The following is a 25644-nucleotide window of genomic DNA, read 5'->3' as shown; positions in this document are numbered from 1 at the left end:
AAATAAAGAAATGGATTACTCTAATCATTTATTCATGGGGAGAATTTATGGAGCGAATAGAACTTGAAGGCTATTTAGGCACCTATCATTTAGGGCCAATTGATAAAGAAAGAGTATTAAAAGAGTATAATCCTCTAACTGTGATGATAAATGGAGAGCCTGTTTATCTATTTAATAAAGCATTTGATATAAACGATTCACCCATTGAAGATAATATATCTATTTCTCAGCAACCATATGGCTCGGTTATTCCTCTTCACATGCATGATTACATTGAGTTGATGTTTGTCTATCGTGGAACATGTACCGTTTTAATAAAAGGAAAAAGGGTTCATTTGAATAAAGGGGAATTAATTTTCATTAACAAAGAAGTACCTCATAGCGTAGCTGCAACCACCAAAGATGATACTGTTGTTAATATCATTTTGAAGCAGGACTATCTTTCACCGAGCTTTTTGAGAAGATTGTCACAGAAAAGCATAATCTCTCAATTCATGATTGAATCACTCGTCAGTCACCGGAAGCACAATCAGTTCTTGATTTTTAAACCTGAAGGCATTAAGGTCACGGAAATTATGGAGAATATTATGTGTGAATTTTTGGAACGTGATTTTTGTTCTACAGAAATTATTGATTCTTATTTAATCGTTTTATTTTCTACATTAATTCGCACCAATAATGTTCAGACAAGATATGAAGCCGTGGACGATAAAAATATCGTTTCTTTACTTGATTTTTTGAAATACATTGAGGACAATTACCGGGACTGTTCTCTGGTTAAAATGGGGCAGACTTTTGGCTTTAATCCGAGTTATTTATCTACATTGCTTAAAAAGGGGACTGGGAAATCATTTAAAGAACTTCTCCAAATCCAACGGCTGAATCAGGCTGCTTTATATTTGTCTAATACTGATTTACCAATACCTGAGATTGCCCAAGAAGTAGGCTATTCCAGCGTTACGTTCTTTTATAAAAAGTTTAAAGAACTTTTTAAGGACACGCCACATAGCTACAAGGAAAAGCATAAACCATGACAAAAACCATCCAAGGATGGTTTTAAATTGGTATTATAAAAACAACGATAGGGATGAATCTATACTCTCGTATAATTCATCCCTATTGAAATTATGGTTTTAAACCGCTTCACCGATATCAGAACTGACTTCCGACTTTGAGCCCATTTCCGGAATTGGGAGAACAAAAACAGCTGAAAGTAAGGAGAAGGCAGCTAGAACTAAGAAGAAGAACGTATATCCATCTCCACCGAACATACTTACTCCTAAACCGATTAACGCAGGTGCTGTGAAATTTACTAGTGTTGAAGCTAAATTTGTCGTTGTATTCATAATCGAGATATCTTTTGCAGCATTCTCTTTGGAAGGAAGAATACGGTTTACTAGTGCATTGTCCACTGCATTGTACATTCCAAAACCAAAGTTGAAGATAAAGTTACCGACAATTACCCAAGTTACGCTAGGAGCGAAGGCAAATACGACTAAACATATCCCTGTTAGAATAGCTGCTCCGATAACAAAAGGCTTTTGTTTCTTTATCTTATCTGATAGGAACCCGCCAAGGATTCCAGCCCCAACCATCATCAAAATCGTCGGTGCCATAAGCCCCATAATTTTAAAGATATCTGCTTCCCCTAAGTGGAATCTTGCGATATAGAAAAGGGTTAACATCGTCATACCAGCATTTGTAAAATAGATAAACAATTTAGTTAATAAGGCCCATGTATAGGAAGGATACTTTTTGAAACTTGGATAGAAACCACTGATTCCAAATGACTTCTTCTCATTTTTTGTTGTGACAGCAACATAATTATCTTTTATTAGTAGAGCAGCTAAAGCCCCACCAATCAGTTGAACAATAATCATGGTAATCATTTTATCTTGAAGAGTAGACTTAGCAAAAACTCCCATAATCATTTGACCAGTCATGACAAATGCAGGTGCTGCTGCACCAAGTAGGCCCGAAACTCGACCAAACTTTTCCTGTTCGACTTGTTCCGGAACAATCGCATAACATGAAAGTGAAACCATACCATAAAAGAAATTCGTTAGACATAATGTAATGACAAACATTGGGATGGATGAAGCATAGGTAAGGGCTAACATGGATAAAGCTCCCCCGATACTTCCTGCAATGATCCAGAATCGCCTTCTCCCCATCTTAACTCGGGTTTTATCTGCAATGACCCCACTAAATAATCCAAAAACTACTATCATAATACCGGTAATTCCTGAGGCTGTAGCAAATGCAGCAGTTGCATGTTCTTGGCCAACAATTTTAATAACAATAAAGGTAGAAATCCCAAATCCTAGTAATACTAATGGTGCGATCGAGGTACCGACCCCAAGCATTGCTGCGATTAATAGTCTTATAAAAGGTGTTTTTTTCATTTTAGTATTCTCCATTATGTAACCTCCTTGTATTTAAACGCATTAATTATTCTTAAATAATTGCTTTATACTTGAGGCAATTTCCTCCGCACAATCCTCCGCCTGAGGAAAAATTCCTATTTTATCAATAAATGCGTGGTCAATCCCATTATATCGTATCGTTTTAACCTTAACTCCAGCTTGCGAGAGTCTTTGAGCGTACGCTTCACCTTCCAACCGCAAATAGTCATATTCAGCGGTAATGATTACTGTTTCTGGTAAATTACTTAAATCATTTGCCAATAAAGGTGAAACATAAGGATTTAGTAAATCTTCTTCTTGCTCAGAATAAATCTTTGAAACATCAGGCAACTCTAGCAAGCCAGTTATCGTACTTTCGATTAATTTATGGTTATTCTGAATATTATACTCATGCAAATCCCAAGTAAAATATTCATTTATTTCCCTAGACAGGATTACTGTTGGATAAATAAGTGCTTGTAGTTTAATCATATTTGTTCCAAGATCTCTATCCATCAATGCACAGGCTGCTGATAAATTCCCCCCGGCACTATCACCTGAAACAGCTATTTGATCTGGATGAATATTAAATTCGTTTGCATGCTCATGGACCCATTTTACAGAATCATAGCAATCATGGAATCCTTTAGGAAACTTATTTTCAGGTGCTAGTCGATAATCGACTGAAACAACAACTGCTTCTGCCTTCTCTGCTAAACATTTACAAAAGTTCTCGACTGCCTTTAAACTCCCTCCAAAGAAGGCACCACCATGAAAGAAAACAATCGCAGGCATTTGTTGGCCTTTTAATTGAGAGTAGATTCGAACAGGAATTTTTCCATTTCTGCCCTCTATTGTCTTGTAAGTGGTTTCAATTTCTTCTACAGTTACATCAACATTTTCAAATCCCATAAATGATCGAATGGTTTCGATTGGTAATTGACTGATATCAATATCGATTGGAGGTTTATTCTGTTGCTGTTGAATCAACAGTTCCTTCACTCTTGGGTCTAAATCACCACTAGCGTCTGAATCTGGAATTCTTTTAATCTTAATGTCCAGTCCTTTTTCTTCTTTCATCACAAAACGCTCTTTCATTAAAGAAACTAACTCTCGATAATCTGTATTCGTTAGGATGTTGACCACCTCCGACTAAATTTCCGATGATATCATTAATAACTTTTCAACTGGAAACGCTTCCTTATGTACTTCATTATAGAGAGATGAAAACCTTTTCACTATCCGATATTTGTTCAAAGCAGGTACGTAAATTGTCTTTTCTGTACTTTATGGTTCTTTTTTCCTAATCTACTGCAACAAAAAAAGGCAGGTGTTAGATACCTGCCTAAAGTGTCCTTTGCGGAATGATTTCATATAACTGCACTTCATGGGGCTTGAGAGTGGTTCCTACTACAAAATTTTCTTCAATCCTAACTTCACTAATATGTTGTTTAGGGATACTAGAATTGCTAAGATAGTTTATTTCCTCAGAATTCAATTGCTGTGGTGCTCCCATTTCAATCCATTTATCATAAGCACTACCGTTCTCTCGACTTAATTGGTGCTGTTTGATTTTATAGATTCCTTTATCTAATCCACTCAAAATTAGTCTCATTCGGACATCGTTTCGATCTAGGAATACATTATATCGATTTTCCATATTGATATTTGAATGCTGATTCATACAATAAAGCCGGTCATAATGACAATAATGATAAAGGATAATCTGATAACCCCTAGCACTTTTGGTTACAAAATACCCTTCACCTGAAGCGACTAACTGATCTCCTAATTTACTTAATAAATCATAAGCATAAAAAGCAGATTTAGGAATATTGTTATTTGTTATTAATCCAAGTCCGCCGTGAAATGTATTCAATGCTGCTCTTTGTTCCTCGATTAAATCAGTCACAGTCCAGTAGCCAAAACTTTGAATCGAATCCATATTTTCGAGAAGGTTCTTAACAATAAAAGCCGCCTTAAAACTGGTATCATTGGTTAAATCCCGATGAAAAGCAGTCGAATTCCATTCCGTTAAATGGATTTCAACATCGTTCAAGTGTTTCTCAGCTAAGATTTGCTTCAGACTACTAATCTTATGGTTTAAAAAGTCTTCATCTCTGGAGATGTATCCAAATTCGAATGAGCTTTCATCTGATAACTTCTTTTTCTTATTGATATCCATCTCTTCATGCGAATAGCAGTGAAACGAAATAAAATCAGGAATACAGTTTTCACGTATACAAAAATCTAGGAATTGCTGTAACCAATCACTGGTATTGATGGAGACAATACTCGGTCCGCCTACTCGGTAAGCAGGGTTAATTTTTTTGACCGTATCATAGGTACTTTTATAAAGTGAGCAATAATCTTCAAATGTTCCTCTCCAGAATACAAAGAAATCTGGTTCATTCCATACCTCAAAATACCATTGTTCCACTTCTTCAACACCATACTTATTTTCATAATGAACAATAAAGTTTTTTAGAAGAAGGTTCCATTTATCGATATCCTTTGGTTTACTGACTATGCTTTTTTTATAAAAGACCGTTTCATCAGGGTTTTCCGCCAGTTCACTCGGCATAAACCCTAATTCCAAAAAGGGCTTAACCTGGATACTCTGTAAAAAATCAAATAATTTATCAGTATATAGAAAGTTAAACTCAGACTCGCCCAGTTCATTTTCACCATAGACCATCATTTCATCATCAAATATTCCATGGAAACGAAGATAGCGAAAGTTTGTTGCCTTATTTATATTTTTAAGCTGCAGTTGGACATCCGTATTTAGACACTCTTTTGCTTTACCAACTGTCATCAGGTTTTTCCAGTGATGATGCAGTTTCGTTGTCTTCTCTTCAAAATTGATGAGATAACTTTTTTTAATCACCGCTTGATGATCCACTTCCATTGCTTGTCCTTCTCGAGGTAAAAACAAAAACAACTTCGAGAAGGCCTGACTCTTGTCAATTTCAACATAGTTAGCAAGTGTCACCTTATTGCTATCCGTTTTCCTTGGTTCCATTTCCACCGCACGCCGATACTCGCTTGGTGTCTGATGATAAAATTCTTTAAATGCCCTGTTAAAGGCCTTTACACTGGAAAATCCATTTTCGAGAGCAATTTGTGTCAGCGGGATATCAGTGAAGACTATATCCTTCACCGCATGATCGAGCCGAATACTATCCACATATTTTGAAAAAGGCATGCCTAAATGCTTTTGGATAAATTTTGACAGATAATGAACCGATAAGAATTCAACTTGAGCTAGTTCATTTAAGGTAATCTCTTGTTTGAAATTGTCTTTCACATAGGATGTAATTCGCAGTAATCGTTCAATATGTTTCTGGCTAGAGAGTTTGTTTTCCTTTTCTGTCTCTTCCTTAAAATTTTTGATTAGCAAGTAGATTAATTGAAAGTACAACGACTTTATTTGTAATTCGTATCCTTCCCCCTCTTTGTTGATGACCCACATCATCTGTGCTAACAAAGAACGCAGTTCATTAAACTCCGCTTGGTGGTTTTCTTCATATAAAAATGATTTACAAGAGAAGACAAAGGAATCTACATCCTTTATATTTTCTTTTAACTCGGGAATCGGCAGTTGAATGGTTAGTAATAAATTTTCTTCCTGGTGTTGAATGGCATGGATATCGTTGGCATTGATTAGAAAAACATCTTTTTCATTTAGCTCGAAGCGCTTATCGTTAACAGACACGCTCACCTTACCTTTTAGCAGGAAGATGACTTCAATGCTGTCATGCCAATGATTCGTTACATAATCCACGCTATTTAGAAAAATATGCATCGGTAGTTCTTTGTTCATTTCGATTATTTCATAAGTAAAATTCATGTTTGTCACCCAACTTTAATTAGAGGTATCATACCAATCAGTTTGTAATAAATTCTTTATTAAAATTAAATTATCTTGCCCTATTTTTTCGGCTATTTCTTTTTCGATTCTATGTTTGATTAGTAAGGTATCGGAACAATAATTTTTTCCTTTTTCCGTTAGGATCAATGATTTATCCCTTTGATTATTACGAATAAAATCAATAAACCCCTTTTCAATTAAACCCTGTGCACATTTATGAGCTGCTTGTCGTGTAAAGTTCATCTTTCTTGCCGATTCAGCTATTGTCACACTTTCTTTTTCTATAATACTGAGCATATGGGATTCAGTCTGGTTTATATTGCCCATGCCTCTTTCATGCCATTGAGTATTCACTTTTCTACGTAACTGTAAGTGCCGTTCGCTCAATAAATCCACCAAGTTCAGTCCTTGCAAATGGTTTTTCATAATTCCTTCCTCTTGATAAAAGTATTTGTATACATATTATTTTATACAGAAGATTCATTGTCAAATATGTTGACAATGGGAGATTTATCTTGCTAAAATAAACCGTCAACAAAGTTGACGATATATTCGACAAAGGGGAATAAATAATGGGAAATAATTTGAAAGAAAGACTCGTTTTCACTACTCTAATGTGTGCTTTAATGGTATTTGGAATGAGTCTATACAACTTAGTACTACTTGATGGATTTTCACCTGACCTAGTGATAGATCTATTACGTGGATATTTGCCAGGATTTGCTGTTGCATTAATTCTTGATATTTTTGTAGTTGGAAGATTTGCGAAAGGACTACTACTCAAATTTACAAGTGAAAGGGATCACACAGCAAAAAAAGTTCTTCTAATGTCCTTATTCATGGTTACTGGAATGGTGTTATTCATGTCACTGTATGGAGCATTGGTGAACGGAGGCCTCAGTGCTGAACTGCCTCATAAATATTTAACCGGTATTATTCAGAATTTCATATTCGCGTTACCACTCCAGTTATTAATTATTGGACCAATTGTCAGAGTGGTATTCAATCGGATCTATTCTAAGGCGGATATGCTACCTTCAAATTAAATGAACTCCGGCACTATTACTAGCTAATAGTTATAAACAAAAAACAGACCATTAAGCCTGCAAGGTTTATGGTCTACTCCACTATTACGATATTTATTTCTTTCTCTTCCAACTCTTTTCTCGTTTGTTCATCAATTTTCGAATCCGTGATAATACAATTTATCTTTAATAGAGGAGCAATCTGTGAAAAGGCCCGTGTTCCAAATTTACTGGAGTCAACCATTAAGATTGTTTCATCAGCTATTTCCATCATTTGCTTTTTTAATAATGCTTGTGACTCATTAAAATCGCTTAGCCCTCTTTGAAGATGTACCCCTTTGCAGGAAAGAAACGCTTTATTCACGTGATACATACTGATGGAGCGTTCAGCAAGCGGCCCAACATAGGATAGAGATTGCGAGAGCAATGTTCCACCGGTAGAAATCACCTTGATTTGTTCCTTTTTACTGAGCTCAATCGCTACTTTAATCGAGTTTGTTAAAACAGTTAAAGGCATATCAATTAGTTCCTTTGCCACATACCACGCAGTGGTACTAGCATCTAACACAATTTGATCACCAGGCTCAATGAAACGAACGGATGCTCTTGCAATCGCTCTCTTTTGTTCCGCGTTTGTGATTTCTCTTTCCAGATAAGAAATCTCTCCTTGGTCTTTTTCAATACTAACGGCACCGCCATGGCTCCTCATTAACAGATTCTCTTTCTCAAGTTTCTCTAAATCACGCCGAATGGTTTCTTCGGTAACAGTGAATATTTTGCTAAGCTCCGTTACACGAATACTTAATCGTTCATTAACTAATTCTACAATCTTTTTTTGTCTCTCGGCTACAAGCACTCATTCTACCCCTTTCTGTTGCTTTTTACTTATGTTGTTTTATGTTTGTTTTTTACACATTCTCATTATAACTATACCATATTCTTTTGAAAAACAAACACTAATTATTTGAAAATAGAGATTCAGCGGGATTGTAAAGTAACAAAAAAAACAGAAGGTTCATCCCCTCCGTTTTCCTATCAATTCATTAAAGATCTTTCTGTAAAACCAACCGAATAACCCTTTCTCCTCATATTTCACGCTTCAAGGCTTTTAGAGGAACTAACAACCACGCCCAACAATGCGTTAGAGGAGACCGAGGAGTTTGTTTCTGGTGACCATCGTGGGTTCGAGAAGGTTGATGCTCAGATTGTTGACTAATAGCTGACTGTTTTCGAGGAACCTATCATAATAATCTCTGCCGAATTTCCATTTAACTTCAGTAAGGGCGGTTCCGAGCAGAAAGGCTCTGGATGTTGTATTGTGTGCATCCGAGGCAATAAAATGGGTAAGGTTTGCTCTAATAAGCTTGTGGGAGAATTTTTGTACTTTACGTCCAAATTTCCCTTTTATGCTTCCCGCAGTGATTTGGGTTAAAGCACCTTGTTTCACAAATTCATAAAGCATGTATGGATGCTGGAGCAGTTCCTCGTTTCGTTCAGGATGGACAATGATTGGAACATATCCTGCTATCAGCAGTTCAAAAAGAACCTGCTCGAAGTAGCGTGGCACATGCCCATCTGGTAATTCAACAAAAAGATATTTCGAATGATTTAATGTAAGAAGTTCGTTATTCTTCATATCTTTCAGCATATCACCATTAAGTCTTATTTCCTGTCCCGGCAGCAGATTGAGAGGAATTTGTACCTTTTTGAAAAGTTTATTTAATATCGAGATATGGAGCTTAATATTTTCAGGTGTATTTTCATACCTTCCGTTTTTATGATGGGGTGTAGCAATGATTGTGGTAATTCCTTGTGCTACAGCATCGATTGCCATAGCAAGGCTTTCTTCTTCCGTTTTTGCTCCATCATCGAGACAAGGGAGAATGGGAGTGAATATCAATCACAGGATACACCTCCTTAATTTTGACTCTTAATTTATCTAAGGGAAAAAACCCCTTTCCTTGGCCTTGGTCTGTTCGTTTCGAACCATATTGCCCTTTATCCGTTCCACTTGGTTGCGCCACTTTATTTTTAATAGGAGGACAAATAGGCTTCCTTTCAGCGTTTGCGGAATAAAGCTCCGATACTCTGTAACTTCTTCTCCGCCAAAGCTTCGTTTAAATTGATTGATATTTTGCTGGTCCTTATTATTTTCATCCAGTGATATTCCATAAAAATCATATAAATGATAGTTTTCCTTTTTAAAGTATAGAATATCATGCCAGTGCAGATAACGATTGGCACGGCCTACATCGTTTTTGGGTATATCGGTATTGGTTAATCTTATGGAGCCGGAATAAAACATACCGGCACGATTACCATCTGCCATATATAAATGTCCTGCCAGTAGATCCCCATTCTTATGAAAAACATAGGTAATGTAGAGTTTTCCATTACCTGCCATTCCGTTTATCCGCTCATCTTGGAATAATTCTATTCCTTTTTCTTTAGCATATACGTTAAAGAAGCGTTTAAAATCCTCAAGATCATTAGTATTGGGATTTGTAACCACTCGTATCGTTAAATGATCTCTGTCCGCTTTATTAATTTGATAGCGAGTTGATTTATTAAGTTCGGTTCGTAACTGTTCTTCTGACTTATGCAGATCTATGCACAGTGTTCGTGTTTCTTTATGCAACGTATTCCTCTTTGACGAATGGATTAACCCTGGCTGCTGAAAAAACGCGTGAACATCTGCTTTCTGAAGTTTCTCCGAGCTTTCGACGTTTCCGTATATCTCATTTATAGTAAAAAACAGTTTCTTCCACTTTATAATCATTTCTATCCTCCTTTTCATGAGTTATATCCGAGGCCAGCTCATTCATATTCCTGGTTCTGAATCCATACGTTTTTTGCAATTGTAAAAAATGCTCCAATATCTTCTCTAGGAATGCCAGATTTTCACTCGTATTCCTGCCAAAGTCATGTGGATGCCACCATAGGTGGTAAGCTTTTCCCTGTTGGGCAGCTGAAGTCATGTCGCTTAGTATTCGTTTCATTCGCAAGCCTTCAAGCGATTTTAATCTTTCCGAGCATCTTGCTAGATATCTGCTCGATGGAATATTAAGGGGAAGGGCATCAGAGAATCGCTGCGGCAGTTCAAACGTCTGGTGTCCGAATATATTAATATATCTATCTAACAAACGTAAGGCCCGTTTCAGATATCTTTTTTTCTCCGTGGATTGTATACGGTAAACCCAACTCTCCTCATTCCCGCGATAAGCAATCAATCCTAACCGCTTGCATTCCTTTAAATACTCTTCTTTGATTTGATTGCGGGGAAAAACAATGGACTTTAGTTCCCGGCCTGACTGCCGACTTTTTTTCTGAGCAAGTTGCAGGTCTGACGAAAATTGCTCCACCGTTTGTCCATCTTCCAAACAGTAATAATGGGAAAATGTATGCGTAGCTATTTCCTGATTGGGTGTTGAGGCAATACGCTCAATTAAATAAGGGGCAAAGAATAGATCCTGATCTTTTTCACCTATCAGATGATCCTGGAAATAAGTATAGGAGGATAGTTTTTCATTTTTGTAGGTCGGCTTTAAATCTGGTACAATCCGTGTTAATTCCTCTGGATTTTGACAATATATCATTCCAACGACCGCCCATGTCGCATGAATTCGATAGTGAGTAAACATCTCCAATAAGGACAGGACGACATTATGCGCTCCTCGAACATTTTGTTCATACTGTTCTTTTTTATAAACATCATGTACACCCCAAAAAAGTTCAAAATCAAGTGAAATAATAAAAGTACCTTGCTTATCATTTTGCATAGTAAGTCATCTCCTTCATTAAGTGGCCCATATCTTAGTAAGACCTTCACTTTATCCGCCAGATACCCATTCCTTCTGAGATGGAGAATGAAACATTTCCGTTGGCTTGATCTGAATTACATGACGAATATTAAAGATAAAAACAGTACCCTCCGCTAAAAAAACAGCCGCAGCCATTCCAAATTCCCGGAATACGATGGTAAGAGGAATGGAAAAAACAACAAACACGATAGCTGCTACAGAATAACCTTTATTTAATACATGTGATAAACTAACGGCATGCATAATTCTTGCCATTAAGGTATTGGCAGTCGAAAAGAAGACCACAATAGAAAACACACCAATCAGTGAAACAAGAGCGGAGTCCTTTTTACCTGAAACGATAGTTGCGATTGGTTCAGAGAATGCAAATAAGGTGATTCCGATTATAATGGAGAACAATAACCCTAACCCTAACAGCTTCCTTTTAAATAAGTAGAATTGGCCCCTCTTATTTTCATACAAATCGCATAAATACGGATAAAGCGCTTGAGTAAAAGGCTGTGTTAAACCATAAAAAGCTCCTTGTACTTTTTCTCCAATCCCAAAATTTCCTGTGGCACGGCTTCCGGATATAAATCCTAAAAGAATAATTGGACCCTGGCTATAAAAGTTAATCCATAGAGTTGTCATAAAGATATGTTTTCCACGGTTCAGTTCATCTTTTATTTTTTGGATATCGCGGACTGTCTTATAATGGATTTTCAATTTTATCTTTACAAAAAAAATGGAAATGATAGCAGGAAGAATGAAATAAAAGGTTTGAAAAATAACGGCAAGGTTAAGGTCGTTAGTATTTTTTATAAAAATAAAAATTAACAGGGTCACGAATGCTTTTACCATTAGATTGAAATAAGTAATATACTTCATTCTTTCCAGACCTTGGTACAGCCAAAGAGGAAAAAGAGTGTTGCCAATGATAATTAGAAAGCTTAAAAGAAAAGTTGTTCTATGTTCACTGAAAAAAGGGACGGTGATAACAAGACTGAAGTAGACAATTCCCACGATGAGGACGAACATTATCTTAATGGTTAATATCATGTTGTAAATCTCATTTACCTTATCCATTCGGTGCTTATGAATCGAAATATCCTTTGTTCCCGAAATATTAAAACCATAGTCTATAAAAATATTTAAAAATTGCATCATTCCAACGCAAAATAACAGTACTCCGTAATTTCCCACACCTAACGTTCTTATTAAGTAGGGAAATGTAATGACCGGAAACAGGTAATTGCTCCCCTGCAGCACGATCAAGGAAATAATGTTTCCAATTAATCGATTTCCCTTTATATTTCTCATTGGATTTCCCCTTTTATAGCAGTAGAAGGTTCCTTTTTAAAAAATATGAGATAATAACAAAGGGCAATTAACACCCAAAAATGTCTCCAGTGAAGTGCATCAACAACGATAATATTAACCAGTGTCCCTACTAATGAACATAAAAGGACTAAGAATAGATTAAAATCCCCTCTATCATGAGAAAGACTTCGCTTCAGTAAAACACCAGCTAGAAATAAGAAAAACAGCATCAGAAAAATACCGGCAAACCAGCCGTATTCCGCAAATAACCTTAAATAGGTATTATGAGTATCCATATAATAGATGGACGTTATTTCTCCCGGCCCTATTCCAAAAGGATGATTTTCTGCAACTTTCAAGGTGAAATAATTAGCGTCAAACCTTTCATTATCATAAGATTGAAGTGTTGTTCGATCCTTTAATTGGTTCATGAAATTTAAACCAGGGAATATAAAAGGGACGGATAGCAAAACTGAAAATGGGACCAGAATAAACTTGATAACAAAACCCAGCCTAAGCTGTCCTTTTAAGATTTTAACCGCTGCATACAGGGCCAAGGCAATGGCAAAGTTAATCCATCCTGCACGCGACATCGCCAATACTAGAGCACCAACCATTAAAACAATAGAAAGAAATTTGAATAGTTTAGATTTAAATAAACTTGGAGTAATACTGTCCTCGATTACTAACATAATGGCAATGACTACAAAAGGACTAAAGATATTGGGATCCTGAAAAAAACCTTCCAGACGATTGCCTCGGCCCTGGCTTTTGCCAGCCAGGTACCCAATCACTCCCAGCATACTATTCAAAATGGCCCCCACTACAAAGCCTTTCAGAAAATAAACTAGCTGTTTCTCATTTTTGATAATTAATACAAGAAAGAAAGCACTGAGCACCAAATAGACCGTAATCAAATGCCATGCTGTGCCCCTTTGGATATTAATTGAAAAGAATATGGAGAATGTCCCAAACAAAACAAATAAAAAAAGCATAAGAAAGAGATAGTTGTTCAGCATTTTCCTATTAAAAGGAATCCTCTTGACTAGAAACAAAAGAATCATCAGGCAAAACATCATTTCATAGGGAGATGGATCATTGAGTTGAAAACCAACACTTAGCGCAAACAGAAATAATAATTTCTCCCATTTTAAAAGAAATAAAACAACAAGGCCTACAGATCCAATGATAGGAAATAGAATCACGGGGAAAATAGTATGATTGGGTATATAAAAAAAGAATGTCAGATATACAGCCATAAATCCTAACAGTAATGACAGGAGCGCAATGAGCATGGTTTTGGAAAAATAATGTTTCAGCTGATACATGATTTCAACTCCGTTATTTGGACGTTCCTTTAATTTATTGTTACTCGCCACGAGTAGTTGCCCTGTCTACTAAGTACTTATTTTTCATAAACTTCTTCTAGCCTATGAATCATATTCTCGATATGAAACTTTTGTTTAAATAGTTGATAGCTATTTTTTTGAAACCGATCATTCTCAGATTTATCATTTATTAATTTGTAAAGATAAGCTACTGCTTGAGGCACATCTCCTTGAGGATAGAGATATCCGTTATACTCGTGAATAACGAGCTCATTATTCCCTTCGACATTGGACGCGACAATCGGCTTTTTCATTGCCATAGCTTCAATAATGGAATAGGGCAAAGCCTCGTGAAGCGAGGTTGATAAATAAATATCTATTTCACTTAAGAATGAATCTGTGGAACGAAGAAACCCGCAATATTTGATTTGTGGATTTTCCTTTATTGCTTCTAAAAATTCCTCTTTAAAATAATCTCCGTCTCCTGCATACCAAACCTCAACGTTAGGATGCATCCCCACAATCAAGTTGGCTATTTCAAGAAAGGTTTGTGGATCCTTTGACTTGTCAAACCTTGCCAAAGTACCAACAATTATTTTTTTCATTCTATTGGGATTGGGATGCCCTTCAAGCCTCTTCTCCTCAACGCCATTGTAAATAACCTCGCTTTTATGCGACCCAAAAACGTTATAGTGAAGCCCTATAGCCTGCTCCCCTTTTGATACGTTAATCGTATAATCAGTGACTTTGCCCAGATATTTTTCAATTAATCCAAATACTCGTTTTATTTGTTTATCAATGTATGGATACTGCATGATATAACCATGTGGAGTATAAATAATTTTCCTGGATTTATAAAAGAGGGCAGCCAGTCTGCCGGCTCCCCCTGCCTTTGAACTATGGCAGTGGATGATTTCAGGCTGGAAATCCTTAATAATACGATTTAATTGCATGATAGCTTTTAAATCCTGAAAAACCTTAACCTCCCTTACAAAAGCAGAAATGGGATAGAACGTATATCTTTCTATATTTTTATGAGCAAAATCCAAAAATATTTCATCGGCCCGATCTTCTCCATACGCAATGGCAATTTCAAATTTTTCCGGTGAAAGATATTGCAAAATATTAATAATATGTTTGCGAACGCCCCCACTTAGGGTTTCGCAAATGATTAACACTTTTTTTCTCATGATCTATCCCCAATTTTTATATGAGTTTAATTTGAACGGCACAATTTATGATAGAAGAAGGAGATTTACTAATGGAGAGCACTAAAAATGTAAAATCCTTTTTTGGAACACAAAATACATCTTCAAAAGTACTTTTTTATTTAAAAGTGTGCCAAGGTAAATAAAATATACCTTTGTGGAAAACGGATAAGCTTTTATAGCAGAGTTAAGGAATTCGCGGCCCTTGTTGATTATAGACCTGTTCTGGCTGACGATTCCTATTCTAACCATCACTTTTGCCATATTTACGTGTAAAATATGAAAATCCTTTTTATTTAACTGGTTTATTAACGAAGAGTACTTTTTATAAAAGACATAATGACCCGCTAAAACAGATTTTATATTCGTGGTAATTCTGCTTTCATCATGTTCGTTATATAGAACAAACGCATCTTTCACTACACCAAATTCAGTAATTTGGGCCAGCCTAACATACAAATCCCAATCCTGGCAGCTTGGCAATTCAGGATCAAAGTTCCCCACTTCTAAAAGAAGGTTTTTCTTTATAACAACCGTTGATGTAGTACCTATACAATTTTTCTTTAATAGTTCGGTTAACAGGTTTCCACTAAGATGAGGATGAACCTCAGACCGGACCGATGTTCCTGATACATTTTTATAGCCTGTATAAACAATGCCTACATTGCTGTTGTTTTTAAAGACTTCCATTTGTTTTTCCAGTTTTGTTGGAAGCCATTGGTCATCAGAGTCAAGAAAAGCAATATATTCGCCTGTAGCCCTATGAATCCCGGTATTTCTTGCTTGAGACCCTCCCTGGTTATACTCGTGTCGAACATAAACAATCCGGGGATCCCTTTCATTTTCAATTCGGCTTTGTGTATTATCCGTTGAGCAATCATCAACTACAATAATTTCAAGATTTTTATAGGTTTGATTTCTTAAGCTGTTTATCGCATCCATAACCAGAGCTTCTCTATTAAAGGTAGGAATCACTACACTAATCTTTTCTAGCAGATTTACCATAAAAATGAATCACACTTTCTGCTTTTTTTAGTAAGCACCTTTCTTCAAAACCACGACAAGTAAAGTCCTAAGCAATATTTTTATATCAAAGTACATGGACTGGTGATAAACATAATATAGTTCCAAATCTACTCGTTCCGGATACCCAACATCACTTCGTCCACATACTTGCCAGTATCCGGTCATTCCTGGTTTCACAGCAAGGAGGTCATACCTTTTTTGTTTATACTCTTTCAATTCCTCCTCAACTATTGGACGAGGACCAACTAAACTCATTTCACCCTTTAAAACATTGATTAATTGAGGAAGTTCATCAAGGCTGCTTTTGCGTAAAAACCTTCCAAACCTTGTAATTCTAGGGTCTTCATCCTGTTCCAGTTTATAATTATTATGGACATATCTTTGATAAAGAACTTTATTACATTTAAGTATTTCATCCGCATTAACTACCATTGATCGAAACTTATAAATATTAAAGAGTTTTTCATTCTTGCCATACCTCTGCTGTTTAAAAAATAATGGCCCTTTGGAATCACCAAAGCAGTACCAAATCCCAATGACTAAAAAAAAGGGCAATGCAATTATTAATCCAATAGATGCTCCTATAATATCGAGACTGCGTTTTCCGAATGAATATAGTGGTGAGATTGAGGCTTTTTCTATTTCCGAAGCAGTTGAAGTATTGGAAGGAGCAGATTTAATCTGAGAGGTTTCCATACTCATTATGAATTATCACCCACTGCTTTATGTTAATGACCAAGTCAAACATAAGTCTTTATTTCTAGGTTTTTAACTGTAGCCCTTCCCACCGAATGATATTCAATCTTCTGCATTCTCAATGTTTCAAGATTAAAGCAATTCCTGCCATCAATCACAAGTGGATACGCCATTGTTTCAAATAACTTTGGATCCAAACTCTTTATCTCTTCCCACTCGGTAACAATTAATGCTGCATCACAGCCAAGAATAGCTTCCGAAGTGCTATTGGCAAACTGAACCCGGTTATAAAAAATAGACTTCGCATTCTCCATCGCTTCAGGATCATAGGCAACAACAATGGCTCCCAGACTCACTAGTTCTTCAATGATTGGGATGGAGGCCGCCTCTCGTATATCATCGGTATTCGGTTTAAACGCCAGTCCTAGGACAGCAATTCTCTTTCCTGCTAGTGAGCTGATTCGGCTTTTTAATTTTCTTAATAGGAGACCTTGCTGCTGTTTATTTACATTGACGACACCCTTTAGCAATTCGAAATCATAGTCCACATTTCCGGCAATCTGGATAAGTGCCTTTGTATCTTTAGGAAAACAGGAACCTCCGTAGCCAATACCCGCATTCAGAAATTGGTTTCCGATACGCTTGTCGAGGCCCATGCCGTTTGCTACCTCCTCTACATTGGCACCCACACGCTCACAAATATTTGAAATTTCATTGATAAAACTAATTTTTGTGGCAAGAAAAGCGTTCGAAGCATATTTAATCATTTCAGCACTCCGGATATCAGTTTTATATACCGGCACCACAAATGGCTTATTTATCACCTCCAGAATATTAGCGGCTTCCTCACTATTGGCTCCTATGACAATGCGGTCACCATGGAAGGAATCGTGAATGGCGGATCCTTCTCTTAAAAACTCAGGATTTGATACAATTTCTACCTTTACATCATTTATAAGGTTATTGTTAATTATTTGTTTAATTCTATCATTCGTACCAACCGGGACGGTGCTCTTTGTAACTACAATGGTGTCTTGGTTTATATATTTAGCGATATCTAGGGCTGCTTGCATGACAAAACTAAGATTAGCGGAACCATCTTCATTTTCAGGAGTCCCTACAGCAATGTAAATAATCTCAGATTCACCAAACCCTTGTTCAAGGTCTGTGGTAAAGGACAACCGGTTTGCCTCCATATTCTTTTTCATGTATTCACTTAAAAACGGTTCGAAGATAGGCGAGATTCCTCGTTTCAGCATCTCAACCTTTGCTTCATCAATATCGATACAGGTTACCTGATGGCCAATTTCGGAAAGACTGACACCAGTCACAAGACCAACATACCCTGTACCAACTACAGCAATATTCATCATTTCACCTCCTGTTAATACAGAAGAATATTATGCGGCTTTTTCCATATGGAAATTTTCCAGCATTACTATTACTTCCTGAATTTTTGTCATTCGGTTTTCCCCCAATAAACTTAAACTTCTTAGACAATTCTATTTTCATGATCAGTTACTCCCATAGACTAATTTAATCTATGAAGGAATTTTTATAGATATGACTATTTACTCACTAGGATAAAAAGTGACTTCGGTCTGGGAAGTCACTTTTTTATCTTTATATAAAGAATCTCAATAATAGTAGTAGGATTTTTTCTTGTCCGAGTCATTTAATATTGTTCCTAGAATCTTTCCATCCGCAGCTTTTAGTGCTTCTATGGCTTTTTGTGCAGCTTCAATTTCTGTACATTTACTACGAACAACTAAAATAGATCCATCACATAAATTAGCTAGAATTTTTGCATCTGTCACAATTAAAATGGGAGGCGTATCAATCAAAATGATGTCATACAGCCCCCTTGCTTCTTCAAGTAAAGTTTTCATTCTTTTTGAATCAAGCAGTTCAGATGGATTGGGCGGAATTGGACCACTGGTAAGGATATCCAGATTATCCACATCACTTGAAATAACTGCCTCATTGAGTGTTTTCTCACCAATCAGCACATTGCTAAGGCCCTGAGAATTATCCACACGAAAGGTATAATGTACAGTGGGCTTCCGTAAATCTGCATCAATAATCAGAACCGATTTGCCATGCTGAGCGTAGACAACAGCAAGATTTGCTGTTGTCATCGATTTCCCTTCCCCAGGAGAGGCTGAGGCCACGAGTATGACTTGTACTCCCTCCCCCACTGATGCAAAGTGTATATTTGTTCTGACTGTACGGTACTGTTCAGAAATAAGGGAACGTGGACTCAGTTTTGTAATTAAATAACGTATTTGTGAATAATTAGGTCGGTTCTTACGAGGCATCACCAAGCACCACTCCTTTTTCATCTTTGACAGATTCAGCCGCATCGTTGTTGGAGATTTCTTTCTCCCCGACGTGGGAAATTATACCAAGAACAGGTATCTGCAATTTTTTTAAAATATCATCTTCTGTTTTGATTTTGTTATTTAAGTATTCCATTAAAAAGGCTATTCCCCCACCTGCCATGGCGCCTAATATCATGGCAACAGCGATATTCAGCACTTTATTTGGAGAAACAGGTTTTGGATTAGATGGCACCTCTGCAACGGATAAAATTTTAACATTATCAACATTCATCAGATTGGGGATTTCTGTCTGGAAAGTGGTAACAATTGTATTGGCAATATTGGCTGCAAGTATAGGATCATTATCTGTCGCTAACACCGTAACAACCTGAGAACTCTCTGCACTAGATATTTCGATTTTTTCCACTAGATCATTACTTGGCATCTTCAAATTTAATTCCTCAGTGACACTGTCCAAGATCCTTGGGCTTAGAATAATTGCCTTATAGGTATTAATTAATTCAACATTGGTCCGTATATCATTCTCAGAAAACACCTGTCCAGGAGCGGTATTCTTCTGATTCACTATGAATTGCGAGCTATTTTGGTATACGGGCTTTAGGACAAAGAAACTAATTATGGCTGCAAGTATCGCCGCTCCAAAAGTCAAATATAGAATAAGCCACCACCATTTCCTAAAAACCATAAATCCCTCTCTTATGGATAACTTTTCTTCCATTGATCTACCTCCATTTTATTGGTGCAATTAGACATGGGTCTATTTCATAATTATTCCCGTCCAATAGTTTTGATGACCTAAAGATATAGTTTGAGATAGGAAGTAGGAAGTCTTTATTTTTCAAGACTAAGGGCTCATATTCCGCATTTAACTGGCATAGTCATTAACCGTAGTTCTCTTGTTATTAATTAATTTCTAGGTGTTTCTTATGATGGCAGTAATTAATTTATAGTTTACTAAGTCCACTGTTTACAGGAAAGGAAAAGGAGAATGAAGAAATCTATAGTAATCATCACATGTGTTGTTGCTTTAATTGCAATTGGAATTGGTGGATATGCCTTCTATTTATATGATTCCGCAAAAGAAACAGCTACTAAGATGCATGAAATTATAAAAATGAACAGGCCACAGACCAAGCCAGTAATTAGTTCCGCCCACCAGACTGCCGTTTCCTCGGAATCCCCCCAGCCAATCTCCATTTTACTAATGGGAGTAGACGAGTGGGCTGGAGACAAGGGCCGCTCCGATACCTTAATTGTTATGACATTGAATCCTAGAAATAAAAAAATGCAAATGGTAAGCATTCCTCGTGATACTAGAACAGAAATTATTGGCCATGGTACAATTGATAAAATCAATCATGCCTATGCCTTTGGCGGACCAAAAATGGCAATAGAAACTGTTGAAAACTTTACTAACGTACAAATGGATTATTATATTCGTGTCAATATGAGAGCATTGAAAGCCCTGGTGAATGCTGTTGGAGGGGTTACGGTTTATAATGAACTGGACTGGTTCGATGAGGGATATTATGAAAAAGGGTTTCATTATAAAAAAGGTAACATCGAGCTGAATGGAGATAAAACACTGGGATACGTTCGAATGAGACACTTGGATCCTGATGGCGACTTCGGCCGAAATAAACGTCAGCGGCAAATTATTAAGGCAATAATCACCAAGGCTACAAGCATTTCTTCTATCACCCGTTTTAATGAAATACTTAAGGCCCTTGGTGATAATGTAAAAACAAACATGACCTTCGATGACATGATGAATATACAGAAAAACTATCGCTCCTGCATAAACAATATCTCACAATATGAAATTCAAGGAACAGGAGCAAAAATCGGCGGAATATACTATTTAAAGATATCCAATGAAGAAAGAGCAAAAGTCACCAAAATGCTAAAGGATAATTTATAGAAAAACAGCTACCCCCTGCATGAATCTTATCCCGCTCTAATTAAAGAATTGAGCATATAGAGGAAGTATACTTTTATTCAAAAAAACCGCCAATTAGGCGGATTTACCAAGTCATTTTTTTACATTACCACTAGTCTTGTTATCGCGATATTCTTTAGGCGTCTTCATTAAATTTATTATAGAAAAAAATTCAGGATATATTAACAAATCCACCAACAACCGCAAAAAGAGGCTGCCCCAAAAGATCGTCGAATAGCGTCTCTTTTGGTTCTACCTCTTTAATCTATTTATTTACTAGTACAGCTTCCAATTCCAGCGCTTTTAACTCCTCAATAATGGCTTTAACCTTATCAACTGTTAGGTCCGCCTCTTGTAATTCTGCCAATTCCTTCAAGCTTCTAGCTTTTGTTGAAAAAATAGCAGGTGGTTTGGTGATACCAGGGGCAAATTTCTCTAAAACAGCAACTACCTCATTATAATCCAGGAAATCAATAATTGGTGTATCATCCGTAAAGCTTGGTTTCAATCCACCCTCGTTTCGATACATAAAATGATAAAATCCAGAGCCTACAGTGAGTCGTACACCATCTACTGTTTCCATATAGGAATGAATGTCCCCTGAAGCCAATGGTTTATTTCCTTCCCGAACATCTTTGAGACGAGCTCTAGGTAAAAGGATGTCTGCAGTTGTATTAGCAGGAATTTCAACCTCAACTTCTACTACTTCATTTGTTAGGTTCCAAGAGGATAAAATCCTTCCATACATGGATTCAAAGACAGCTTTTGCTTGAGTAAACGAAATTCCTGCAAATTTTGGTTCGATCTTTATTTTCTTATATGCTGATAATGCAGGATCCATATCAATCCCTGCTACGACTTTATACATCCAATTTCCAATGGAACCGTAGGCGTAATGATTGAAAGAGTTCATTTGGTCACTCCAGAACGAACCGTCTTGCTTAATGCTATCCCAATGTTCCCAAACGGTTGTCGCACCTTTTTTTACTTGGTAAAGCCAGGATGGGAAATCATCCTTCATTAATAATTTGACGGCTGTTTCATGATATCCGCCTTTGGAAAGCGCTAAACTGATATAAGGTGTCCCGACAAATCCAGTGTTCAAATGATAATCATTTTGAATGAGTAGTTGGTTTAACTCATAGGCTGTCCGGTCTTTGGCTTTTCCTTCAACCATATCAAACATTAGCGCAATGACATGGGCTGTTTGTGTTGGTGACACTAGTCTGCCTGATGGTGAGATAAATTCATGATTAAATTGTTCAATTATTTTGTCTAATAAGAAACTATATTCGTGAACTTCCTCCACATTCCCAAGTACCTTTGCGGCATTTCTAAGAATCCTAGTTGAATGAGCATAAAATACGGTGGCAATAAAGTCTTTTGCCGTGGCACCAACAAAGCTATTTTCTTTGGCATCTAAGGCTAACCAATCACCAAAATGAAAACCTGTATCCCAAAGATATTCGTTCTTTCCCTGTCTGCGGATATATTCCACCCATGCCTTCATACTGTCATATTGCTCAGCTAGTACACGTTTATCTCCGTAAGTTTGGTAAACAGTCCATGGTATAATTGTCGCAGCATCTCCCCAAGCGGCCGAACCCTTTCCACCTTCTACATTTGGAATCACAAACGGAACATTGCCGTCTGGAAGCTGATCAGCCTTCAAATCTCTGAGCCACTTTGTAAAAAATGGACCACCTTGATAATTAAAAAGTGCAGTTGGAATAAAGACTTGTGCATCCGCTGTCCACCCCAACCGTTCACTTCGCTGCGGACAATCTGTCGGTACATCTACGAAATTCCCTCTTTGCCCCCAAACAATATTCTCCTGAAGCCGATTAACTAACGGATCTGAACATTCGAATTCCCCAACCCGCTCCATATCCGAATGAATAACTTCACCCACGAAGTTTTCAAGCGGCAAACCGTTTTCCTGTCCCGGAAAACCTTCCACTTTTACATATCGGAATCCCTGGAACGTGAAATGTGGAGCAAATGATTCAAGTCCTTCACCTTTTGTAATATATTCTACCTTTTGCTTTGCAAATTTTAGATTGCCAAAATAAATATTCCCGTCTTTATCTAGAACCTCTGCATGTTTTAAGACAATACGGGTTCCAGTAGGAGCATTCACCTTCAATCTAATTCTACCGACCATGTTTTGACCCATGTCTAATATGGTATCACCCGCAGGGGTTACAAAAGTGTCAATTGGTTTTAGTACTTCTGTTACACGAGTGGGGACATTTTCTTGTGCCACCAGCTGGGTATTAGGCATTTCTTGAATAATCGTACCACTCCAATCCTGCTCATTATAATTGGATTGGCTCCAACCTTCTTTTTCAAGTCTTGCATCATACGTTTCCCCGTGGTAAATCTCCGAAAACACAATAGGCCCTGTTGAGGCTTTCCATGTATTGTCGGTTACTATGACTTCTTCTGTACCATCATTATAGGTTACATGGATTTGGAAGAAAGCAGCTCGTCTGTTTCCATAAATATTGCGGTTATTTTCCCTGACAAGATTTCCTTTATACCAGCCGTCAGCCAAGATAATGCCGATAGCATTTGTACCATCCTGAAGCTGCTTGGTCACATCATACGTTTGGTATTGGAGCCGGTTATGATAGCTCGTCCAACCAGGCGCGAGAAGTTCATCACTGACGCGTTCTCCATTTAAATATAGTTCATATAACCCAACACCAGTGCCATAAATACGGGCTGACTTAATACCGGCTTTTAGTGTAAATTCTTTTCTTAATAAAAAAGCGGGCTCGCTCAGTGGATTGATTCCTGCAGGATCGGGTGTGATCCATTCTGCTTGCCAATCTTCAGGGGATAACAGACCTGTCTCCAACCAAGCTGTTTCACTCCACTCTGTTTCACGATTAAAATTATCCCGGACCTTTACTTTGTAAAAATACCTTGTTTTAGACTTTAATTCTGGCCCTCCATATTCAATGTGAATGGATTCATCAGATTCAGTAATTCCTGTATCCCAAATGATTTCGGTAAAATCCTCTTCATACGCCACTTGAATATGATATGCCTGTTGCATGGTTCCGCGGCGGTCTGATTTAACTTTCCAGCTTACCCGTGGTCTTTTTATATCAATTCCAAGTGGGTTTTTTCGGTATTCACAGGTTAAATTTTCTACTTTTAATAGGGTCATTTTTCTAATTCCTTTCAATCATTACCTTGTTGATACTTAAAGACAATAGGGATGATTGTATACGGTATACATTCATCCCTCGTTTTATTTTACAGTAATTAATTAAATAACGATTTCATTTGTTGAATCATGGTTACTTTCTGTTTTGGATCTCATTTCAGGAATTGGCAAGACTACAACGGCAGAAAGGATAGAGAATACAGCAAGTACCAAGAAGAAGAGTGTATAACCATCTCCGCCAAACAAACTCGTCCCTAAAGCAATTATCGCAGGTGCTGCAAAATTCACTAGTGTTGATGACAAACTAGTTGTTGTATTCATAATCGAGATATCTTTTGCTGCATTTTCCTTAGAAGGAAGAATTCGGTTTACCAGGGCATTGTCCACTGCACCGTACATCCCAAAACCAAAGTTGAAGATAAAGTTACCGACAACAACCCAGGTAATGTTAGACGAGAAAGCAAAGGCGATTAAACAGATTCCTGTTACAAGGGCGGCCCCCATTACAAACGGCTTTTGTTTTTTCACTTTATCTGATAGAAAACCACCAAGGATACCTGCTACGACCATTAGCATGATCGCTGGAGCCGTAAGAGCCATTAATTGAAAAATTTTTGTTTCACTTAAATGGAATCTCGTGATATAGAAAAGGGTTAACATTCCCATACCAGCATTTGAAAAGTTTATAAACAACTTTGTTAATAACGCCCAGGTGTAGGAAGGATGCTTTTTAAAACTTGGATAGAAACCACCAATTCCAATTGACTTTTTCTCACCCTTTGCTGCCCCGGCAAAATAATTATCTTTAATCAGAAGGGCGGCTACTATTCCACCTATCAGTTGAACAATAATAATTGTAATCATCTTTTCCTCAAGTGTAGATTTTGCAAAAGCTCCCATCACCATTTGACCAGTCATTACGAAGGCAGGTGCAGCCCCACCGATTAACCCGGAAACTCGACCAAACTTCTCTGGTTCTACCTGTTCAGGAACAATTGCATAACAAGAGAGTGAAACCATACCATAAAAGAAATTCACTAGACATATAGAAATAATAAACATCGGAATGGATGTAGCAAAGGTAAGGGCTAACATTGAAAGTGCTCCCCCAATACTACCTGCAATCATCCAAAATCTTCTTCTTCCCATTTTTAAACGCGTTTTATCTGCTATCACACCGCTAAAAAGTCCAAAAATGACAACTGCTATACCGGAAATCCCCGTGGCTGTAGCAAAGGCTGCGGTTGCATGTTCTTGTCCAACAATTCTGATAACAATAAAGGTAGAAAGTCCAAAACTCAATAATACTAATGGAGCGATTGATGTACCGACTCCAAGCATAGCTGCAACGATTAATCTTCCAAAAGGTGTCTTTTTCAACATACTATTTTCCATATTATTAACCCCCTATAATTTAAACGCTTTAATAAATAAATCAACGCTTTGGGTTAAAACAAATAATACTATTTAAGAGGGACCACTCCTTTAAAGTTGTTTTATCTT

Annotated in this window: 21 protein-coding genes; 3 read left to right on the top strand and 18 right to left on the bottom strand. The window is 37.1% G+C overall.

Annotation, left to right across the window (positions count from 1 at the left end):
* The first annotated feature begins 47 nt into the window (after positions 1-47).
* Positions 48-1034, top strand: a complete 987-nt coding sequence (locus V7121_RS05975) for an AraC family transcriptional regulator (RefSeq protein ID WP_335495288.1) — start codon at positions 48-50, stop codon at positions 1032-1034.
* 99 nt (positions 1035-1133) lie between these two features.
* Here V7121_RS05975 and V7121_RS05970 read toward each other — a convergent pair whose 3' ends face one another.
* The 4 genes from V7121_RS05970 to V7121_RS05955 all read right to left on the bottom strand — a co-directional run bounded on the left by V7121_RS05970 (position 1134) and on the right by V7121_RS05955 (position 6705).
* Positions 1134-2420, bottom strand: a complete 1287-nt coding sequence (locus V7121_RS05970; RefSeq protein ID WP_335495290.1) for an MFS transporter — start codon at positions 2418-2420, stop codon at positions 1134-1136.
* A gap of 27 nt (positions 2421-2447) precedes the next feature.
* Positions 2448-3485: an alpha/beta hydrolase gene (locus tag V7121_RS05965; RefSeq protein WP_335545996.1), complete on the bottom strand. Its 1038-nt coding sequence runs from the start codon at positions 3483-3485 to the stop codon at positions 2448-2450.
* A gap of 265 nt (positions 3486-3750) precedes the next feature.
* Positions 3751-6258, bottom strand: coding sequence for a GH39 family glycosyl hydrolase (locus tag V7121_RS05960; protein WP_335495293.1), 2508 nt, complete (start codon positions 6256-6258; stop codon positions 3751-3753).
* 15 nt (positions 6259-6273) lie between these two features.
* Positions 6274-6705 carry a MarR family transcriptional regulator gene (locus tag V7121_RS05955; RefSeq protein WP_335495295.1) on the bottom strand — a complete coding sequence of 144 codons (432 nt, stop codon included), beginning with the start codon at positions 6703-6705 and terminating at the stop codon, positions 6274-6276.
* 146 nt (positions 6706-6851) lie between these two features.
* Between V7121_RS05955 and V7121_RS05950 the strand changes: the two genes are divergently transcribed.
* On the top strand, positions 6852-7325 hold the full coding sequence (locus V7121_RS05950; protein ID WP_335495296.1) for a DUF2798 domain-containing protein: 474 nt from the start codon (positions 6852-6854) through the stop codon (positions 7323-7325).
* Positions 7326-7398: 73 nt separating this feature from the next.
* Here V7121_RS05950 and V7121_RS05945 read toward each other — a convergent pair whose 3' ends face one another.
* The 12 genes from V7121_RS05945 to V7121_RS05890 form a co-directional block, all read right to left on the bottom strand.
* Entirely contained in the window at positions 7399-8160 is a 762-nt protein-coding gene (locus tag V7121_RS05945) for a DeoR/GlpR family DNA-binding transcription regulator (protein ID WP_335495297.1), read from the bottom strand.
* Between the two features lie 285 nt (positions 8161-8445).
* Positions 8446-9204, bottom strand: coding sequence for a tyrosine-protein phosphatase (locus tag V7121_RS05940; protein WP_335495298.1), 759 nt, complete (start codon positions 9202-9204; stop codon positions 8446-8448).
* 39 nt (positions 9205-9243) lie between these two features.
* Positions 9244-10083 carry a peptidoglycan bridge formation glycyltransferase FemA/FemB family protein gene (locus V7121_RS05935; RefSeq protein WP_335495299.1) on the bottom strand — a complete coding sequence of 280 codons (840 nt, stop codon included), beginning with the start codon at positions 10081-10083 and terminating at the stop codon, positions 9244-9246.
* Positions 10043-11083, bottom strand: coding sequence for a polysaccharide deacetylase family protein (locus tag V7121_RS05930; RefSeq protein ID WP_335495300.1), 1041 nt, complete (start codon positions 11081-11083; stop codon positions 10043-10045). Before V7121_RS05930 ends, V7121_RS05935 begins: the two co-directional genes overlap by 41 nt.
* 51 nt (positions 11084-11134) lie before the next feature.
* Positions 11135-12424 (bottom strand): oligosaccharide flippase family protein, encoded by a 1290-nt coding sequence (locus tag V7121_RS05925; RefSeq protein ID WP_335495302.1) that lies wholly within the window; start codon positions 12422-12424, stop codon positions 11135-11137.
* On the bottom strand, positions 12421-13752 hold the full coding sequence (locus V7121_RS05920) for an O-antigen ligase family protein (RefSeq protein WP_335545995.1): 1332 nt from the start codon (positions 13750-13752) through the stop codon (positions 12421-12423). Before V7121_RS05920 ends, V7121_RS05925 begins: the two co-directional genes overlap by 4 nt.
* 77 nt (positions 13753-13829) lie before the next feature.
* Complete coding sequence (locus tag V7121_RS05915; protein WP_335495306.1) at positions 13830-14942, bottom strand: glycosyltransferase; 1113 nt, start codon at positions 14940-14942, stop codon at positions 13830-13832.
* A gap of 81 nt (positions 14943-15023) precedes the next feature.
* Positions 15024-15965 (bottom strand): glycosyltransferase family 2 protein, encoded by a 942-nt coding sequence (locus V7121_RS05910; RefSeq protein ID WP_335495308.1) that lies wholly within the window; start codon positions 15963-15965, stop codon positions 15024-15026.
* Between the two features lie 27 nt (positions 15966-15992).
* A complete protein-coding gene (locus tag V7121_RS05905) occupies positions 15993-16682 on the bottom strand; it encodes a sugar transferase (RefSeq protein WP_420490563.1) in 690 nt (229 codons plus the stop codon).
* Between the two features lie 44 nt (positions 16683-16726).
* On the bottom strand, positions 16727-18052 hold the full coding sequence (locus tag V7121_RS05900; protein ID WP_335495312.1) for a UDP-glucose dehydrogenase family protein: 1326 nt from the start codon (positions 18050-18052) through the stop codon (positions 16727-16729).
* Positions 18053-18319: 267 nt separating this feature from the next.
* Positions 18320-19000: a CpsD/CapB family tyrosine-protein kinase gene (locus tag V7121_RS05895; protein ID WP_335495537.1), complete on the bottom strand. Its 681-nt coding sequence runs from the start codon at positions 18998-19000 to the stop codon at positions 18320-18322.
* Entirely contained in the window at positions 18990-19742 is a 753-nt protein-coding gene (locus V7121_RS05890) for a YveK family protein (RefSeq protein ID WP_335495313.1), read from the bottom strand. The genes V7121_RS05895 and V7121_RS05890 overlap by 11 nt, the downstream gene beginning before the upstream one ends.
* 270 nt (positions 19743-20012) lie before the next feature.
* Between V7121_RS05890 and V7121_RS05885 the strand changes: the two genes are divergently transcribed.
* A complete protein-coding gene (locus V7121_RS05885; RefSeq protein WP_335495314.1) occupies positions 20013-20945 on the top strand; it encodes an LCP family glycopolymer transferase in 933 nt (310 codons plus the stop codon).
* A gap of 283 nt (positions 20946-21228) precedes the next feature.
* Here the strand turns inward: V7121_RS05885 and V7121_RS05880 are convergent, their stop codons facing one another.
* Both V7121_RS05880 and V7121_RS05875 read right to left on the bottom strand, forming a co-directional pair.
* Complete coding sequence (locus V7121_RS05880) at positions 21229-24141, bottom strand: family 78 glycoside hydrolase catalytic domain (protein WP_335495316.1); 2913 nt, start codon at positions 24139-24141, stop codon at positions 21229-21231.
* A gap of 102 nt (positions 24142-24243) precedes the next feature.
* Complete coding sequence (locus V7121_RS05875; RefSeq protein ID WP_335495318.1) at positions 24244-25536, bottom strand: MFS transporter; 1293 nt, start codon at positions 25534-25536, stop codon at positions 24244-24246.
* Between the last annotated feature and the right edge of the window lie 108 nt (positions 25537-25644).

The sequence above is a fragment of the Neobacillus drentensis genome (assembly GCF_036962125.1).
GTDB classification, from domain to species: domain Bacteria; phylum Bacillota; class Bacilli; order Bacillales; family Cytobacillaceae; genus Neobacillus; species Neobacillus drentensis_B.
The sequence above is the reverse complement of the archived record's forward strand: the minus strand, read 5'-3'. Positions and strand labels throughout refer to the sequence as shown.

What these genes read in the sequence shown, in the direction of transcription:
- V7121_RS05975 (WP_335495288.1), top strand. Translation starts at nt 48, where the DNA reads ATGGAGCGAATAGAACTTGAAGGCTATTTAGGCACCTATCATTTAGGG.
- V7121_RS05970 (WP_335495290.1), bottom strand. Translation starts at nt 2,420, where the DNA reads ATGGAGAATACTAAAATGAAAAAAACACCTTTTATAAGACTATTAATC.
- V7121_RS05965 (WP_335545996.1), bottom strand. Translation starts at nt 3,485, where the DNA reads ATGAAAGAAGAAAAAGGACTGGACATTAAGATTAAAAGAATTCCAGAT.
- V7121_RS05960 (WP_335495293.1), bottom strand. Translation starts at nt 6,258, where the DNA reads ATGAATTTTACTTATGAAATAATCGAAATGAACAAAGAACTACCGATG.
- V7121_RS05955 (WP_335495295.1), bottom strand. Translation starts at nt 6,705, where the DNA reads ATGAAAAACCATTTGCAAGGACTGAACTTGGTGGATTTATTGAGCGAA.
- V7121_RS05950 (WP_335495296.1), top strand. Translation starts at nt 6,852, where the DNA reads ATGGGAAATAATTTGAAAGAAAGACTCGTTTTCACTACTCTAATGTGT.
- V7121_RS05935 (WP_335495299.1), bottom strand. Translation starts at nt 10,083, where the DNA reads ATGATTATAAAGTGGAAGAAACTGTTTTTTACTATAAATGAGATATAC.
- V7121_RS05930 (WP_335495300.1), bottom strand. Translation starts at nt 11,083, where the DNA reads ATGCAAAATGATAAGCAAGGTACTTTTATTATTTCACTTGATTTTGAA.
- V7121_RS05925 (WP_335495302.1), bottom strand. Translation starts at nt 12,424, where the DNA reads ATGAGAAATATAAAGGGAAATCGATTAATTGGAAACATTATTTCCTTG.
- V7121_RS05920 (WP_335545995.1), bottom strand. Translation starts at nt 13,752, where the DNA reads ATGTATCAGCTGAAACATTATTTTTCCAAAACCATGCTCATTGCGCTC.
- V7121_RS05915 (WP_335495306.1), bottom strand. Translation starts at nt 14,942, where the DNA reads ATGAGAAAAAAAGTGTTAATCATTTGCGAAACCCTAAGTGGGGGCGTT.
- V7121_RS05910 (WP_335495308.1), bottom strand. Translation starts at nt 15,965, where the DNA reads ATGGTAAATCTGCTAGAAAAGATTAGTGTAGTGATTCCTACCTTTAAT.
- V7121_RS05905 (WP_420490563.1), bottom strand. Translation starts at nt 16,682, where the DNA reads ATGGAAACCTCTCAGATTAAATCTGCTCCTTCCAATACTTCAACTGCT.
- V7121_RS05900 (WP_335495312.1), bottom strand. Translation starts at nt 18,052, where the DNA reads ATGAATATTGCTGTAGTTGGTACAGGGTATGTTGGTCTTGTGACTGGT.
- V7121_RS05895 (WP_335495537.1), bottom strand. Translation starts at nt 19,000, where the DNA reads ATGCCTCGTAAGAACCGACCTAATTATTCACAAATACGTTATTTAATT.
- V7121_RS05890 (WP_335495313.1), bottom strand. Translation starts at nt 19,742, where the DNA reads ATGGAAGAAAAGTTATCCATAAGAGAGGGATTTATGGTTTTTAGGAAA.
- V7121_RS05885 (WP_335495314.1), top strand. Translation starts at nt 20,013, where the DNA reads ATGAAGAAATCTATAGTAATCATCACATGTGTTGTTGCTTTAATTGCA.
- V7121_RS05880 (WP_335495316.1), bottom strand. Translation starts at nt 24,141, where the DNA reads ATGACCCTATTAAAAGTAGAAAATTTAACCTGTGAATACCGAAAAAAC.
- V7121_RS05875 (WP_335495318.1), bottom strand. Translation starts at nt 25,536, where the DNA reads ATGGAAAATAGTATGTTGAAAAAGACACCTTTTGGAAGATTAATCGTT.